Origin of the sequence: Pseudorhodoferax sp. Leaf265 (assembly GCF_001422365.1) — a bacterium.
Taxonomy (GTDB): Bacteria; Pseudomonadota; Gammaproteobacteria; order Burkholderiales; family Burkholderiaceae_C; genus Pseudorhodoferax.
Map to the genome: position 1 here is coordinate 91,572 of NZ_LMMT01000014.1, position 14,451 is coordinate 106,022.

15 protein-coding genes are annotated in these 14,451 nt (G+C 69.7%); 3 read left to right on the forward strand and 12 right to left on the reverse strand.

Annotation, left to right across the window (positions count from 1 at the left end; translation table 11 throughout):
- Positions 1 to 5: 5 nt before the first annotated feature.
- From ASF45_RS15315 to ASF45_RS15325, 3 genes are read left to right on the forward strand one after another with little or no spacing between them, the layout of a single operon-like run.
- Complete coding sequence (locus tag ASF45_RS15315; RefSeq protein WP_056663989.1) at positions 6 to 647, forward strand: histidine phosphatase family protein; 642 nt, start codon at positions 6 to 8, stop codon at positions 645 to 647.
- Positions 644 to 1,789, forward strand: coding sequence for a DSD1 family PLP-dependent enzyme (locus tag ASF45_RS15320; RefSeq protein WP_056663992.1), 1,146 nt, complete (start codon positions 644 to 646; stop codon positions 1,787 to 1,789). Before ASF45_RS15315 ends, ASF45_RS15320 begins: the two co-directional genes overlap by 4 nt.
- Entirely contained in the window at positions 1,786 to 2,736 is a 951-nt protein-coding gene (locus tag ASF45_RS15325; protein ID WP_056663993.1) for a hypothetical protein, read from the forward strand. Before ASF45_RS15320 ends, ASF45_RS15325 begins: the two co-directional genes overlap by 4 nt.
- On the opposite strand, the gene ASF45_RS15330 is transcribed toward ASF45_RS15325, so the two are convergent.
- The 12 genes from ASF45_RS15330 to flgB form a co-directional block, all read right to left on the reverse strand.
- Positions 2,733 to 3,932, reverse strand: coding sequence for an HDOD domain-containing protein (locus ASF45_RS15330; protein WP_056663996.1), 1,200 nt, complete (start codon positions 3,930 to 3,932; stop codon positions 2,733 to 2,735). The genes ASF45_RS15325 and ASF45_RS15330 overlap by 4 nt on opposite strands.
- Before the next feature lie 24 nt (positions 3,933 to 3,956).
- Complete coding sequence (gene flgL / locus ASF45_RS15335; protein ID WP_056663998.1) at positions 3,957 to 5,222, reverse strand: flagellar hook-associated protein FlgL; 1,266 nt, start codon at positions 5,220 to 5,222, stop codon at positions 3,957 to 3,959.
- Positions 5,223 to 5,226: 4 nt separating this feature from the next.
- Positions 5,227 to 7,119 (reverse strand): flagellar hook-associated protein FlgK, encoded by a 1,893-nt coding sequence (gene flgK / locus ASF45_RS15340; RefSeq protein ID WP_056664001.1) that lies wholly within the window; start codon positions 7,117 to 7,119, stop codon positions 5,227 to 5,229.
- A gap of 91 nt (positions 7,120 to 7,210) precedes the next feature.
- Complete coding sequence (gene flgJ / locus ASF45_RS15345) at positions 7,211 to 8,077, reverse strand: flagellar assembly peptidoglycan hydrolase FlgJ (protein WP_056664005.1); 867 nt, start codon at positions 8,075 to 8,077, stop codon at positions 7,211 to 7,213.
- Between the two features lies 1 nt (position 8,078).
- The gene (locus ASF45_RS15350; protein ID WP_056664009.1) at positions 8,079 to 9,194 is read right to left on the reverse strand and encodes a flagellar basal body P-ring protein FlgI; all 1,116 of its coding nucleotides are present in this window, start codon (positions 9,192 to 9,194) and stop codon (positions 8,079 to 8,081) included.
- A gap of 44 nt (positions 9,195 to 9,238) precedes the next feature.
- On the reverse strand, positions 9,239 to 9,931 hold the full coding sequence (locus ASF45_RS15355) for a flagellar basal body L-ring protein FlgH (protein ID WP_056664012.1): 693 nt from the start codon (positions 9,929 to 9,931) through the stop codon (positions 9,239 to 9,241).
- Positions 9,932 to 9,939: 8 nt separating this feature from the next.
- On the reverse strand, positions 9,940 to 10,722 hold the full coding sequence (gene flgG, locus ASF45_RS15360) for a flagellar basal-body rod protein FlgG (protein WP_056664016.1): 783 nt from the start codon (positions 10,720 to 10,722) through the stop codon (positions 9,940 to 9,942).
- Positions 10,723 to 10,734: 12 nt separating this feature from the next.
- A complete protein-coding gene (locus tag ASF45_RS15365) occupies positions 10,735 to 11,475 on the reverse strand; it encodes a flagellar basal body rod protein FlgF (RefSeq protein WP_056664018.1) in 741 nt (246 codons plus the stop codon).
- Between the two features lie 9 nt (positions 11,476 to 11,484).
- Entirely contained in the window at positions 11,485 to 12,708 is a 1,224-nt protein-coding gene (gene flgE / locus ASF45_RS15370) for a flagellar hook protein FlgE (protein ID WP_056664022.1), read from the reverse strand.
- A gap of 25 nt (positions 12,709 to 12,733) precedes the next feature.
- Positions 12,734 to 13,405, reverse strand: coding sequence for a flagellar hook assembly protein FlgD (locus ASF45_RS15375; protein ID WP_056664025.1), 672 nt, complete (start codon positions 13,403 to 13,405; stop codon positions 12,734 to 12,736).
- A 27-nt stretch (positions 13,406 to 13,432) separates the two neighbouring features.
- Entirely contained in the window at positions 13,433 to 13,837 is a 405-nt protein-coding gene (flgC, locus tag ASF45_RS15380; RefSeq protein WP_056664028.1) for a flagellar basal body rod protein FlgC, read from the reverse strand.
- An 11-nt stretch (positions 13,838 to 13,848) separates the two neighbouring features.
- Positions 13,849 to 14,274 carry a flagellar basal body rod protein FlgB gene (gene flgB, locus ASF45_RS15385; protein ID WP_056664085.1) on the reverse strand — a complete coding sequence of 142 codons (426 nt, stop codon included), beginning with the start codon at positions 14,272 to 14,274 and terminating at the stop codon, positions 13,849 to 13,851.
- Between the last annotated feature and the right edge of the window lie 177 nt (positions 14,275 to 14,451).

Sequence of the window (14,451 nt, forward strand, 5' to 3'; positions counted from 1 at the left end):
TCCGCATGGACGCCACCCGCATCATTGCCATCCGCCACGGCGAAACCGCCTGGAACGTGGACACCCGCATCCAGGGCCATCTGGACATTCCGCTCAACGACACCGGGCGCTGGCAGGCGCGCCGCGTTGGTGCGGCATTGGCCGGCGAGGAACTGTCGGCCATCTATGCCAGCGACCTGGGCCGCGCGCACCAGACCGCGCAGGCTGTGGCCGACCGGGTCGGCCTGCCGGTGATGGCCGACGTGGGCCTGCGCGAGCGCGCGTTCGGCACGTTCGAAGGCCGGACCTTCGCCGAGATCGAAGCCGACTGGCCGGACCAGGCCCTGCTCTGGCGCAAGCGCGACCCGGCTTTCGAACCTGCGGGCGGCGAGTCGCTGCTGCGCTTTCGCGAACGCATCGTCGGCACGCTGAACCGGCTGGCGGCGCGCCATGCGGGCGGCCAGATCGTGCTGGTCGGCCACGGCGGTGTGATGGACGTGCTGTACCGCGCCGCCACCGGCCAGGAACTGCAGGCGCCGCGCACCTGGGCGCTGGGCAATGCCGCCATCAACCGCCTGCTGTGGACACCCGAAGCCCTGACGCTGGTCGGCTGGGCCGACACCGCGCACCTGGACGACGGCGCTGCGCTGGACGAGATCAGCGCATGACCCCGATCGCATGGATCGGCGACGCAGTGGACGCCATCGACACGCCTGCACTGGTGCTGGACCTGGACGCCATGGAGCGCAACATCGCGCGCATGGCCGCGTTTGCGCGCGTGCATGGCGTGCGCTGGCGGCCGCACGCCAAGATGCACAAGTGCGCCGCGCTGGCGCAGCGCCTGGTGGCGGCCGGGGCCGCGGGGGCCTGCGTGCAGAAGACGGCCGAAGCCGAGGCGCTGGCCGCCGCCGGTGTGCAGGACCTGTACATCAGCAACGAGGTGCTCGCGCCGGCCAAGCTCGCGCGCGTGGCGCAGCTGGCGCGCACGCTGCAGCAGCGCGGCGGCCGGCTGGCGATCGCCGTGGACAGCGACGAGGGCGTGGACCGGCTCGCCGCCGCGCTGGCCGGTGCGCAGTCTGCGATCGACGTGTTCGTCGAGATCGATGTGGGCCAGGGCCGCTGCGGCCAGCCGCCCGGCCCCGCTGCGGCGCAACTGGGCAAGCGCATCGCGGCCGTGCCGGCGCTGCGCTTCGCCGGCCTGCAGGCCTACCACGGCAAGGCCCAGCACCTGCGCAGCGCCGACGACCGTCGGGCCGCCATCGCCGCGGTGCTGCTGCTCGTGCGCGACACGCTCGATGCCTTCGCCCAGGTCGGGCTGGCCGTGCCGCTGGTGACGGGTGCCGGCACGGGCAGCATGCTGCACGAGGCCGCGAGCGGCATCTACGGCGAGCTGCAATCCGGCTCGTTTCTGTTCATGGACGCGGACTACGCCGGCAACGACGCCGAGGCGGACCAGCCGGTGTTCGAGCATGCGCTGTTCGTGAAGTCACAGGTCATGAGCCGCGGCCCGCGGCACGCGGTGTGCGATGCCGGGCACAAGAGCCATGCCATCGATTCGGGCCTGCCGGTGGTGCACCGGCCCGAGGGCGGGCTGGTCTGGCGCTATGGCAACGGCGGCGACGAGCACGGACTGCTGCATGCCGACGAAGGCCAGCCCCTGCCGGAGCTGGGGCAGACGGTCTGGCTCGTCCCGGGCCATTGCGACCCGACCGTGAACCTGCACGACATGCTCGTGGGCGTGCGCGGCGGGCTGCTGCAGGGCCGGGTGGAGGAATTGCTGCGCGTCGATGCGCGCGGGGCCCTGGCATGAAGGGCCTGGCGCGGCGCCGGTTCTGCGCGGCGCTGGCGTGCGGTGCGGCGGTCGGCGCGCGGGCGGCCGGGCCGGGCGTGGTGCACGAGGTCGGCCCGGGCCGGCGGTTCGCCACCATCGCCGAGGCCGCGCGGGTGGCGCGCGATGGCGATACCGTGGAGGTGCAGGCCGGCGAGTACCGCGCCGATGTCGCCATCTGGGCCCAGCGCCAGCTCCTGCTGCGCGCGGTCGGGGGCCGGGTGCGGCTGCTGGCCGATGGCGCCAGCGCCGAGGGCAAGGGCATCTGGGTGGTGCGTGGCGGCGACATCCGCGTCGAGGGCTTCGACTTCGAAGGCGCCCGCGCGGCGGCGCGCAATGGCGCCGGCATCCGCTTCGAGAAGGGTCGGCTCGCCGTGGTGGACTGCCGGTTCAGGGACAACGAGAACGGCATCCTGACGGCAAGCGACCGTGCGGCCGAGCTGGTCGTCGAACGCAGCCTGTTCCAGGGCAATGGGTCCGGCGACGGGCAAAGCCACAACCTGTATGTGGGCCGCATCGCCGCACTCACGGTGACCGACAGCGCCTTCCACGACGCCCGCGGCGGCCACCTGCTCAAGAGCCGTGCCGCGCGCAGCGAGATCCACCGCAACCAGTTGACCGACAGCGATGCCGGCCAGTCCAGCTACGAGCTGGAATTGCCGAACGGCGGCCTGGCCAACGTCACCCACAACCGGCTGCGCCAGGGGCCGGCCACCACCAATTCGGCCATGGTGTCCTACGGCGCCGAGGGCTACCCCTGGCCCGAGAACCGGCTCGTGCTGCACGACAACCTGCTCATCGACGACCGGCCCGCCGGCGGCATCTACCTGCGCGTGGCGCCTGGCGAGCGGCAGGTGGAGCTGCAGGGCAACCGGCTCGAAGGCGCGAGCCGCACCCGGGCCCGCGAACTGGCCTACCGAGGCGTCTAGCGCCGCGCGCCCACCAGGGCCCGCAGCAACTGCCGGTTGGCCTCTTCCACGCCGATGCCGTGCGCGCGGCAGACCGCGCGCAGCGCCGGCGTGTCGTCGCCCTCCATGGCGCGCGCGGCCTGCAGCGCCGGGGCATAGGGGCCTGTGCGCTTGACGGCCGCGGCATAGATGCGTTCGGACAGCGGCAGCCGGTTCAGCACCTGGCCCAGCGGTTCGTGCAGCAGCAGGTCGAGCTCGGCGAACAGGCCGCACAGGTAGACCTCGCGGCGCAGGCTGTCTTCGGCACCGGCGTTCAGCAGGTGTTCGGTCAGCCGCGCACGCAGCACCATCTGGGCCTTCACCGGGCGCAGGTCGATGTCGGTGGCGGCGTGCGCGCCCTGCTCGGCCAGCCAGCGGCCCAGTGCGCCGTAGCCCAGCATCATGAGCCCATGGCGCACGGAGTCGATGCCGCCGCGCCCGGCCATGGCGGCCGAGTTGGTGAAGGAGAGGAAACGGTAGGCCAGCACCGGTTCCTCGCGCACCACGGCCTCGATCTGCTCCATCGACTGGTCCTGGTCCACCGCCTTGCCGGCGCGGCGGATCACCTCGCCGTCCGGCGCCACGGGCTGGTGGCGGTGCGCATGCAGCACGTCCTCGTACGGCCAGCCCGCGATGGCCAGCGCACCGGCCCGGTCCAGGCACAGGTTGGCCAGTGCGCGGCTCTGCACGTCCTCGTAGATCTGGCCGGGTGCGAGCACGCTGTTGCCGGGTTTGCCGGCCGCATCGGCTTGCAGCGCCGTGGCCGCCGTCACTGGCGCCAGGCGCAGCATGCGCAGGAAGAAGCAGGGCTGCAGCGGGCACGTCGGCCAGTCCTCCATCGCGCCGCGCCAGACCAGCTTGACGCCACGCGCATGGGCGGCCTTGGTGCGCTCGTAGATGTCGGGCTCGGCCAGCCACTCGTTGCGCACCTCGACCCAGTAGTCGCCGGCCGGCGCGTGCGCCAGCATGTCGGACAGCAGGCGCTTGTTGTGCATGGACAGCAGCAGCTGCGGCGTGGCCATGGACGAGAGTTCCTGCAGCGCGGCGACCAGGTGCACGGCGTCGATCGCGCCGCCCTGGGCAGCTTCGACGAACAACTGCACGGCCTCGAGCTCGCGGGCCTGGTTCCAGAGCGGGCGGTAGCCCAGGGTAATGCTGCCGACGACGGATTGCGTCATGTCTCCTCGCTGCCGATCCAACGATCAGCGGATGAAGTCGAACAGCGAGAGCTTCTGGATCGAGGCGTAGGTCTGCAACGCAACCTGGTAGCTCGTCTGCTGGTTCTGGAAGTCCGACAGGCCCTGGATCATATCCATGTCCTCGGCGCGCGAGCGGTCGCCTTCGGCCTGCACATTGCGGTCTTCCTGCGTGTCGTGGATGCGGTCGGCGCGGTTGAGCAGGTCGCCCGCGCGGCCGCGAATGGCGCCGATGCGCTCCAGGCTGGTGTCCACCTGGGCCAGCGAGATCGCCAGCTCGTGGTTGAAGTTGGCGTTGGCGCTGGTCGCGCCCTTGGTCGAGCTGCCAGGCTCGTACATGCCGGCGATGGCGCGGTCCAGCACACCGAAGATGCTGGGCCGCTCGCTCGGCACCGTGGCATCGACCTGCAGCTGGTCGCCGTCGGCCGGCACGCCCTTGACCACCATGGAGATGCCGCCCAGCGTGATGGTCTGGTTCTCCTTGTACGGCAGGCCCGTCGTGGTGACGCCGGTGGTGTTGTTGGTGACGTCGTAGCTCATCGCGCCGGTCACCGCGTCGACATGGAAGCTCAGCGAGAAGTCCGTGCCCTCGCTGCCCATCAGCGCAGCGTCCTTGACGAGGCCGACATCGGTGTACATCTGCCCGGTGTTGCCTGCGCCCAGGCTGACCTTGAACACGCCGTTGCTTTCGGGCACGTCCATCCAGGTGGCGCGGCCGTCCAGCGTGCCCGGGATGGCCACGTCGCCGGCGCCGGCCTGGCCGGCCAGGCCGTTGAAGCTGTAGTCGGGATCGGGCACGGTGCCGTCGGCACCGACCTCGAACGGCGCAGCGGTGCTGCCCAGGCCGTGGAACAGTGGCAGGCCATTGGCGTCCTTGCGGTTGGCCAGCGTGACCAGTTCGTCGCGCAGGCCCACCAGCTGCTTGGCGATGGTCTCGCGCTCCGTCGGGCTGTTGACGCCGCCGCCGGACTGCACCAGCAGGTCGCGAAACTGCTGCAGCAGCGCAGTGGCATCGCCCAACGTGGATTCGCCGAGCTGGATGGCGCTCTTCTGCGTCTCCAGCGCGCGCTGCTCCACCGTGATGCGCGCGATGCGCGTCTGCGCGCGTTCGGCCTGCGCGGCCGAGGTCGGGTCGTCGCTCGGGCGCACCACGCGCTTGCCTTCGGTCAGCTTGGCCTGCAGGTCGGCCAGCGTGGACTGGCGCGTCTGCAGCGTCTGGCGTGCGGCGTCGAAGGTGTTGGCGGTGCCCAGGCGGGTGAAGGTGTTGGCCATGGTTTCAGCGCGTCACGGTCTGGATCAGGCTGTCGAAGATGCTCTGCGCGACCTGCAGCATCTTCGCAGATGCCTGGTAGGCCTGCTGGAACTGGATCAGCTTGGCCGCCTCCTCGTCCAGGTTCACGCCGGAGACGCCGGTGCGCTGGGCCTCCAGCCCGTCGGCGATGGACTTGGACACGTCGGCCGCGTACTGCGCGCTCTGGGCGCGCACGCCGACGTTGGCGATCAGCGCGGCATAGCCGTCGGTCAGCGGCGCGCCGTCGAACAGCTTCATGTCGCGCAGGTCCATCAGCGCCTTGGCGTTGCCGGCGTCCAGCGGTGCGTAGGCCGGGTTGATGGCGCCCACGGTCAGCGTATCGCCGGGCTGCGGTGCGCCGGTCAGCGTCAGCGTCCAGGCCGAGGGGTTGGCGCCGTCGTAGCTGATGGGCGTGCCTGGGCTGTAGGTGAAGGTGCCCGGAACGTCCGAGCGCGTGTACTGGGTGCCGCTCGTGAAGGTGATGGTCACGTCGGCCGGAGCCGGCACCGATCCCGCCGCCAGCTTGCCCACCGCCAGACCGCCGGTGTTGGTGGTGCCCATGTTGGCCTGCACCGGGCTGGCCACGGCCAGGTCGCGCGGCGAGGCGAACAGCGTGTGCATGTTGCCGGCCGACTGGGCATAGGGCCGCAGCAGGAAGCTGTCGCCGGTGGCGGCCGCGCCCGTGATGTCCAGCGCCAGGCCGTCCACGGTGGGCGGCGGGCCGGGGTCCACCGCGGGCGAGACGCCGTCGGACAGCCGCGTCACCGTGTAGGTGGTCGGCGAGGTGAACGTCACGCGGTAGTCCGAGGCGCGCAGCTGGCTCGGGTCGGCCACGCTGAGGCCGATGCCGGCGCTGCCCGCGTTGTTGGCGAAGGCGGTGCCATCGGACATGGCAATCGGCGTGAACAGATCGCCGCCGGGCTCGCCGTCCAGGTCCAGCCCGAGCTTGTGCTGGGCGTTGATGACCGTGGTGATGGACACCGCCATGCGGCCCAGCAGGTTCTGCGCTTCCGTCAGGTCCTCGTTCTGAAAGCGCATCAGGCCCGACAGCGAGCCGCCGCCCAGCATGCTGTCCTGCAGCTTCACCTCGGTGCTGCCGTTGACCAGGCGCAGTTCGCTGCGCGTGGGGTCCAGCGGATCGTTGGCCACCTTGAGCTCCATCGCGCGCGTGCCCAGCACCACGGGCTGGCTCTGCGCCACGAACACGCTGATGGTGCCGTCGTTGTTCTCCAGCGTCGTTGTCTGGACGTACTTGTTCATCTCGCTGATGAGCTGGTCGCGCCGGTCCAGCAGGTCGTTGGGCGGCTGGTCCAGGCCGACGACGGACTGGATCTGGCGGTTCACCTCGGCGATGCCGGTGATCAACGTGTTCAACGTGGACACGCTGTTCTCCAGCTCCTCGGTCAGTCCGCGCTGCAGGTTGGCCAGCTGCGTGGCGGCGTCGTTGAAGCGCGAGGCGGTTTCCGACGCGCGCGTCAGCACCACGGTGCGGGCCGTCAGGTCGGTCGGAGCGCTGGCCACGTCCGAGAACGCGTTCATCATCTCGCTGACCGAGGCCCCCAGACCGGTCTTGCCGGTGCCGAACAGATCCTCCAGCTGCAGCAGCTTCTCGGCGCGCGACACGTCCTGGGCCGAGACGGACTTGGACAGCGCCGCCTGGCGCGTCAGGTAGGCGTCGTAGACGCGCTGGATCGACGCGACCTCCACGCCCTTGCCGATGTAGCCGCCACCGGTGTACTGGCCCTCCACCGTGGCCAGGTTGACCACCTGGCGCGAGTAGCCCACGGTGGCGTTGTTGGCGATGTTGTGGCCGATGGTCGACAGCGCGGCCTGGTTGGCCTGCAGCGCGCGGACCCCGACGTTGAGGATGTTGCTCATGTCAATGCCGCCCTGCCGCCCGAAGGCATTGAACGCCCCCGCGGGGGGCAGCGATACGCGAAGCGATGCGCGTGGGGGCCATGGCCGGCCTTCATGCGCTCAGCGCGCGCTGCACCTGCAGCGTGCTGTTGATCACGCGGCTGAGCTTGCCCGCGTAGTCGGGGTCGGTGGCGTAGCCGGCGCGCTTGAGCTCGGTGGCGAAGGCCAGCGGCGAGGCCGTCTTGGTCAGCACCTTCTCGTAGCGCGGGCTGTTGGTGATCATGTTCGCGTAGTCGCGGAAGGAGTCCTCGTAGGAGTCGTAGGCGCGGAACTTGGCCTTGACCTTGCGCGCCTCGCCGTTGACGTATTCGGTGGTCGTCACCTCGGCCACCTTGCCGGTCCAGCCCGGGCCGGCCTTGATGCCGAACAGGTTGAACGAGCTGCTGCCGTCGCTGTGCTTGATCTCGCGCTTGCCCCAGCCGGTCTCGTGCGCGGCCTGGCCGATCATGTAGCTGGCCGGGATGCCGCTTTGCTGCTCGATCCGCTCGGCCGCGTCCTGGTGCCGCTGCACGAAGCCGTGCTTGGCGCTGCCGGCGCTGGCCGGTGTGGCGCGCGAGACCTTGCCGGCGTCGTCGGACGGCGGCAGCACGCGCGTGTTGTCCATGGCCACGGTGTGGCGCGAGAGCTGGCGCTCGATGGCGGCCGACAGCCCGCCCGGCAGGCCGGACATGGAGACCGACAGCTGCTGGTCCAGCAGGTCGGAGCTGATCTCGCTCTGCGCGCTGTCGAGCAGGCCGGACTTGACGGTCGCGTCGCGCATGCTCTTGATCAGCTCGCGCATGAACAGCGATTCGAGCTGCTTGGCGGCCTCCTTGATGGCACCGGCGCCGTCCTTGTTGGCTTGCGCCTTCAGCGCGTCCAGCGAGCGCGCATCGGCCGCGAGGGCGTTGTTGTTGGTGGCCAGCGGCGACAGGGACATGTCAGATCACCTCCAGCTCGGCGTTCAGGGCACCGGCAGCCTTGATGGCCTGCAGGATGGCCAGCAGATCCTGCGGCGTGGCACCCAGCGCGTTCAGCGCGCGCACCACGTCGCCCAACTGCGGCGCGCCCTGCAGCTGCACCAGCTTGCCGGGTTCCTGCTTGACGGCGATGTCCGATTGCTGCGTCACCACCGTCTGGCCCTGCGAGAACGGTGCCGGCTGGCTGACCACGGGCGTGGTGGCGATGCTGACCGACAGGTTGCCGTGCGCGATGGCGCAGGGTCCCAGCGTCACGGCCTGGTTCAGCACGATGGAGCCGGTGCGCGAGTTGATGACCACCTTGGCCGATGGCACGGCCATGTCGAAGCGCAGCTCCTCCAGTTCGGCGATGAAGTTCACGCGGGCATGCGGCGTGGTGGGCGCGCGCACCTGCACCGTGCGGCCGTCCAATGCCTGCGCCAGGCCCTGGCCCAGCTTGTCGTTGATGACGCTGGCCACGCGGCGCGCGGTCTGGAAGTCCGAGGCGTCCAGGCCCAGCGTGATGTGGTCGCCGTCCTGCAGCGGCGTGGGCACGCTGCGCTCGACCTGGCCGCCGGCCGGGATGCGGCCGGCCGACAGGTGGTTGATCTGCACCTTGCTGCCCCCTGCGGCGGCGCCGGCGCCGGCCACCACCAGACTGCCCTGGGCCAGTGCATAGACCTCGCCGTCGGCGCCGCGCAGCGGCGTGACGATCAGCGTGCCGCCCTTGAGCGACTTGGCGTTGCCCATGGAGGAGACCGTGACGTCGATCGATTGGCCCGGCTGCGCGAACGGCGGCAGCTCGGCCGTGACCAGCACCGCCGCCACGTTCTTGAGCTGCAGCTGCGAGGCCTGGTTGGCCGGCAGCACGATGCCTTGCTGCTGCAGGTAGTTGGACAGGCTCTGCGTGGTGTAGGGCATCTGCGTGGTCTGGTCGCCGGTGCCGTCCAGGCCCACCACCAGGCCGTAGCCCGTCAACTGGTTGCTGCGCACGCCCTGCACCGCGGCCACCTCCTTGATCCGCATGGCCTGGGCCGGCGTGGCCAGCAGCGCCAGGGCGGCGAGCAGCGAAAGCAGGAGGCGTGGCAGGAAGGTCATGGCAGTGCTCGGGACAAGGAGGGCTGCCGCGATTGTGCGAAGCCTCAGAACGGCAGAACGCTCAAAAAGAACCGCGCCAGCCAGCCAATTGCCATCGCATCTTGCTGCTGGCCGCGCCCGCGCGACTCCACGCGCACGTTGGCCACGGCGGTGGAGGGCACGATGCTGCCGGGCAGCACGGCGCGCGGGTCCACCGTGCCCGAAAAGCGCAGCACGTCCACGTTCTGGTTCACGCCGATCTGCTTCTCGCCCAGCACGGCCAAGTGGCCGTTGGGCAACACGTCGACCACGGTGGTGGTGATGGTGCCGCTGAAGGTGTTGGCCGCGCTGGTGCCGCCGCTGCCGGCGAAGGTGTTCTCGGACTCCGCGCCGACGTTGAGCTTGCCCAGGCGGTTGGCCGACAGGAAGGGGAAGGCGCTGATGCCGCTGCTCACGCTGCCGGACTTGTCGACCGAGGCGGTGCTGGTCTGGCTGGCGTTCAGGTTCTCCACGATCTGCACGGTGAGCGTGTCGCCGACCATGCGCGGGCGCCGGTCCTCGAACAGGGGCCGGTAGCGCACCTGCGAGTACAGGCCGCCCGTCGCCACGTGCGCGGGTTGCGGCGCGATGGCCACGGGGCGCTGGGTCGCGGGGTCGGGAAACTCGACCTTGGGCGTCTGCTGCAGCGTCTCGCAGCCCACCAGCGCGAGCGCCGCCAGGGCCAGCAGCCAGGGGCGCAGGGAAAGGGTTCTGGCCATGCCTGCTCCTACAGCTGTGCGAGCTTCTGCAGCATCTGGTCGGAGGTCTGCACGGCCTTGGAGTTCATCTCGTAGGCGCGCTGCGTCTGGATCATGGTCACCAGTTCCTGCACCACGTTGACGTTGGAGGTCTCCAGGTAGCCCTGGCGCATGATGCCCAGGCCGTTGGTGCCCGGCGTGCCGCCCTGCGGCTGGCCCGAGGCGGCCGTCTCGGTGAAGATGTTCTGGCCGCGCGGCTCCAGGCCCGGCGGGTTGATGAAGGTGGACATGGCGATGGTGCCCACGGTCTGCGGCGCGGTGTTGCCCGGCAGCATCACGGTCACGGTGCCGGTCTCGCTGATGCTCACCGACAGCGTGTTCGGCGGGATGGTGATGCCGTTGGCCACCGGCAGGCCGTTGGAGGTGACCAGCCGGCCCTGCGAGTCGACCTCGAAGCTGCCGTCGCGCGTGTAGCCCACGGTGCCGTCGGGCAGCTGGATGTTGAAGAAACCGTTGCCGTTGATGGCCACGTCGAAGTGGTTGTCGGTCAGCTGCAGCGAGCCTTGGGAGAACTGCCGGCTGGTGGCCACGGTGCGCACGCCCAGGCCCAGCTGCAGGCCGGTGGGCAGCTGCTCGGCCTCGGTGTTGTTGGCGCCGACCTGGCGCAGGTTCTGGTAGATCAGGTCTTCGAACACCGCGTTGGAACGCTTGAAACCGGTGGTCGAGACGTTGGCCAGGTTGTGCGAGATGACGTCCAGCTGGGTCTGCTGGGCTTCCATGCCGGTCTTGGAGATCCAGAGCGAATTGATCATGGCGGTTCCTTGTTAGCCCTGGACGCCCAGGAGTTGGCTGGCGCTCTTGTCGCCGGCCTCGGCGAGCTGCAGCAGGCGCATCTGCGTTTCGAACTGGCGGGCGACCTGGATCATCCCGACCATGGTTTCCACCGCGTTCACGTTGGAACCCTCCAGCGCGCCCGTGGCCATGCGCGCGTTGGCGTCGTTGGGCAGCGGGTCGCCTGTGCCGGTGCGGAACAGGCCGTCGTCGCCGCGCTTGAGCGGGTCGTCGGGCGTGGGCGTGGCCAGCTTCAGGCGGCCCAGGTTGGTCGGCGGCAGGTTGCCCACCTTGGCGCTGATGCTGCCGTCCGAGCCCAGCGTGACCTCGGCGTTGGGCGGCACGTCGATCGGCGCGCCACCGTCGCTGAGCACCGGCAGGCCGGTGGGCGTCACCAGCGTGCCGGCGGCCGTGACCTCGAAGGCGCCGCCGCGCGTGTAGGCCTCGGTGCCGTCCAGCCCCTGCACGGCGAACCAGGCGTTGTCGCGGGCCATCGCATCGAGGTTGCGGCCGGTGCGCTGCACCGGTCCCGGCGTGCTGTCGTGGCCGCGCGTGGTCTCCAGCGCGAACACCCGGCTGCTGGAGCCCGGGCCGTTCAGCGGCACCGAGCGGAAGGTCGACAGCTCGGCCCGGAAGCCGTTGGTCGAGACGTTGGCGAGGTTGTTGGACAACACCGCCTGCCGGCCCGCAGCGGCGGTGGCGCCGGTCATCGCGGTGTAGATGATGTGGTCCATGGCTCAGCCTCAGCGGATGTTGAGGATGGTGTTGAGCACCTGGTCCTGCGTCTTGATGGTCTGCGCGTTGGCCTGGTAGGTGCGCTGCGCCGTCATCATGTTCACGAGCTCCTTGGTCAGGTCGACGTTGGAGTCCTCCAGCGTGCCGGCGCGCACCACGCCGATGTTGCCGGTGCCCGGCACGCCCGTGGCCGTGGGCTCCAGGCCCGAGGCCGGCGTGGCCATCCACAGGTTGCCGCCGATGGGCGACAGGCCCTGCTCGTTGGTGAAGGTGGCCAGCTGGATCTGGCCGGCCGCCAGCGTCTTGCCGTTCGAGTACACGCCCAGCACCACGCCGCTGTCGTCGATGTTGATGGCGGTGAGCTTGCCCGAGGCCTGGCCGTCGGTCAGCGCCTTGGTCACCGAGAAGCGCGAGGAACCGTACTGCGTGGCGCGCTCCAGGTTGAAGGTGACCGGGAAGGTGGTGCCATCGGACTCGGCCAGGTTCAGCGCCGTCAGCGTGGGCGAGGAGGTCAGCTCGCCGTCGTTGCCGAAGGTCATGGTGCCGCTGTTGGTCATGGCGCCGCCGTCCACCGAGGTCCACACGTCCCAGGTGTTGTTGCCGGTCTTGGTGAAGTAGATGCCGATGGGCACGGCCGTGCCCAGCGAGTTGTAGCCCACGGCCGAGGTGCCGTAGGTCTCGATCGGCGGGACCAGTGCGGCCGGTGCGGTGCCGGTCGGCACGGTGGCCGAGGCGTCCAGGTTGAAGCGCAGGTCCAGCTGCGTGCTGCGGTCGGCCTTGATCTCGCCGCCGGCCGGCAGGATCAGCGGGCCGACCACGCCGCCGGTGGGGATCACGCCGTCCGGCGTGGCGGTGATGCCCAGCAGGCTGCCGCCGTCGTTGGTGACGATCTGGCCGTCCTTGGTCAGCTTGAACGAACCGTCGCGGGTGTAGGCGCGCGAGCCGTTGGGCTGGTCGATCTGGAAGAAGCCGTTGCCGTTGATGGCCACGTCCAGCGAGCGGCCGGTCACCGACAGGTTGCCCTGCGTGAACTGCTGCGACACGGTGGCCACTTCGACCCCGATGCCCTGGTTGATGCCGCCGGCCGAGCCCATGGCGTTGGCGTACAGCTCGGCGAACTCGGCGCGCGAGGCCTTCATGCCGGTGGTGTTGGCGTTGGCGATGTTGTGGCCGATCACGTCCAGGTTCTTGCTGGAAGCGCTCAGACCGGAGAGGCCTTGTTGGAAACCCATGGAAGACTCCTGAAGCGTTGGGGGGTCAGAGGATGGCCTTGACGCTGCTGTAGGGCAGCGTCTTGCCGCCGGCCAGTTGCAGCGTCAGCACGTTGTTGTCGTTGCTCACGCCTTCGACGCGGCTGCGTTGCAGCGCGGTGGCGGTGACGGCGGTCTTGCTGGCCGTGGGCATCACGGTGAAGGTCAAGGCCTCGCTGCCGCTGTACTTGGTGGCGTCCCATTCGAAGGCGTGGCGGCCGGCGGCCAGGCCGCCCATGTCGATGGTGTCCACCAGCGTGCCGCCGGCGGTGCGCACCTGCACCTTCACGCTGTCGGCATTGGTGGCCAGGTCGAAGCCGCCGCGGCCCACCTTGTCCGTCACCTGCAGCGCCGAGCCCTCGGTCAGCACGTCGTGGCCGACCATGGCCGCACCCTGCAGGGCCTGCATGGAGGCCATCTGCGACAGCACGTTGTTGACAGTGGAGTTCAGGTTCTCGATGCCTGTGACGGTGTTGAGCTGCGCGATCTGGGATGTCATCTGCGCGTTGTCCAGCGGATTCATCGGGTCCTGGTTGTTGAGCTGCGCAACCAGCAGCTTCAGGAAACGGTCCTGCACCGCCTGGGCGCTCGAGTCGTTCTTGTTCGTGCCGCTGGTGGTGCCGGTGCCGGTGCTGCTCGTGCCGTTGAGCGAGTTCAGGACGTCGGTGCTGATGGCCATGGTGTGTGTCTTTCAGGTGGGGCGGGCTCACTGGCCCATCTGCAGTGTCTTGAGCAGCAGCGTCTTGGCCGTGTTCATGACTTCCACGTTGTTCTGATAGGAGCGCGAGGCCGAGATCATGTTGACCATCTCCTCGACCGCGTTGACGTTGGAGTGCGTGACGTAGCCCTCCGCGTCGGCCAGCGGATGGTTCGGGTCCAGCACCTTGCGCGCCGGCGCATCGCTTTCGGTCACCTGGCGCACGGCCACGCCGGCGGCGCTGTCGGCGCCCATCAGCGTGGTCTGGAACACCACCTGGCGCGCCTTGTAGGGCTGCGCGTCGGGGCCGGCCACGGCGTCGACGTTGGCCAGGTTGGAGGCCACCACGTTGAGCCGCTGCGACTGGGCGCTGATGCCGCTGCCCGAGACGCCGAAGATCGAGAACATCGACATGGCGAAGCTCCTTATTGCCCCTGGATGGCCGTGAGCATGGTCTTGGCCTGGCCGTTGATGAAGCGCAGCGCGGCCTCGTAGCGCACGGTGTTGTCGACGAAGTTGGCGCGCTCGCGGTCCAGGTCGACCGTGTTCTGGTCCAGGTTGGGCTGGGCCTGCACGCTGTAGCCGAGTTCGGGGTCGTTCTGGTGCGACAGCTCGCCGATGCGAGAGAACGGCAGGTGGCCGGCCGCGGTGCGGGCCTGGCCGGTGGAGACCACGTAGCCCTTGTCGCCCTGCATCACGCCCTTGAGCGCGTCGCCGAACTTGTAGTCGCGTGCCACGAAGCCGGGGGTGTCCACGTTGGCGATGTTGCTGGCGATGGTGCGCTGGCGTTCCGAGCGCAGCAGCAGGGCGCGGGCCTGGAAATCCAGCGTGCCGGTCAATTTGTCCAACATGGGCATCACCTCGTGCAATGGTTGGCTCCGCCAGGGGTGCGGGCGGAGCAGGGGGTGCCGGGAATTGTGGAAGTCCGCCGGCCGTGCGAAACCGGGATGAGGGCCGTGTTTGGCGGGCAGTTCGCGGCTTCGCGCGGCGGTGGGCTGCCTACAGTTGCGGTTGTCCCATTCATGCTT

Bases quoted from the DNA above. Each gene is read 5' to 3' on its own strand.
- ASF45_RS15375 (WP_056664025.1), bottom strand. From the start codon at position 13,405: ATGGCCATCAGCACCGACGTCCTGAACTCGCTCAACGGCACGAGCAGC.
- flgG (WP_056664016.1), bottom strand. From the start codon at position 10,722: ATGATCAATTCGCTCTGGATCTCCAAGACCGGCATGGAAGCCCAGCAG.
- flgJ (WP_056664005.1), bottom strand. From the start codon at position 8,077: ATGTCCCTGTCGCCGCTGGCCACCAACAACAACGCCCTCGCGGCCGAT.
- flgE (WP_056664022.1), bottom strand. From the start codon at position 12,708: ATGGGTTTCCAACAAGGCCTCTCCGGTCTGAGCGCTTCCAGCAAGAAC.
- flgK (WP_056664001.1), bottom strand. From the start codon at position 7,119: ATGAGCAACATCCTCAACGTCGGGGTCCGCGCGCTGCAGGCCAACCAG.
- ASF45_RS15325 (WP_056663993.1), top strand. From the start codon at position 1,786: ATGAAGGGCCTGGCGCGGCGCCGGTTCTGCGCGGCGCTGGCGTGCGGT.
- ASF45_RS15355 (WP_056664012.1), bottom strand. From the start codon at position 9,931: ATGGCCAGAACCCTTTCCCTGCGCCCCTGGCTGCTGGCCCTGGCGGCG.
- flgL (WP_056663998.1), bottom strand. From the start codon at position 5,222: ATGGCCAACACCTTCACCCGCCTGGGCACCGCCAACACCTTCGACGCC.
- ASF45_RS15350 (WP_056664009.1), bottom strand. From the start codon at position 9,194: ATGACCTTCCTGCCACGCCTCCTGCTTTCGCTGCTCGCCGCCCTGGCG.
- flgB (WP_056664085.1), bottom strand. From the start codon at position 14,274: ATGTTGGACAAATTGACCGGCACGCTGGATTTCCAGGCCCGCGCCCTG.
- ASF45_RS15330 (WP_056663996.1), bottom strand. From the start codon at position 3,932: ATGACGCAATCCGTCGTCGGCAGCATTACCCTGGGCTACCGCCCGCTC.
- ASF45_RS15365 (WP_056664018.1), bottom strand. From the start codon at position 11,475: ATGGACCACATCATCTACACCGCGATGACCGGCGCCACCGCCGCTGCG.
- flgC (WP_056664028.1), bottom strand. From the start codon at position 13,837: ATGTCGATGTTCTCGATCTTCGGCGTCTCGGGCAGCGGCATCAGCGCC.
- ASF45_RS15320 (WP_056663992.1), top strand. From the start codon at position 644: ATGACCCCGATCGCATGGATCGGCGACGCAGTGGACGCCATCGACACG.
- ASF45_RS15315 (WP_056663989.1), top strand. From the start codon at position 6: ATGGACGCCACCCGCATCATTGCCATCCGCCACGGCGAAACCGCCTGG.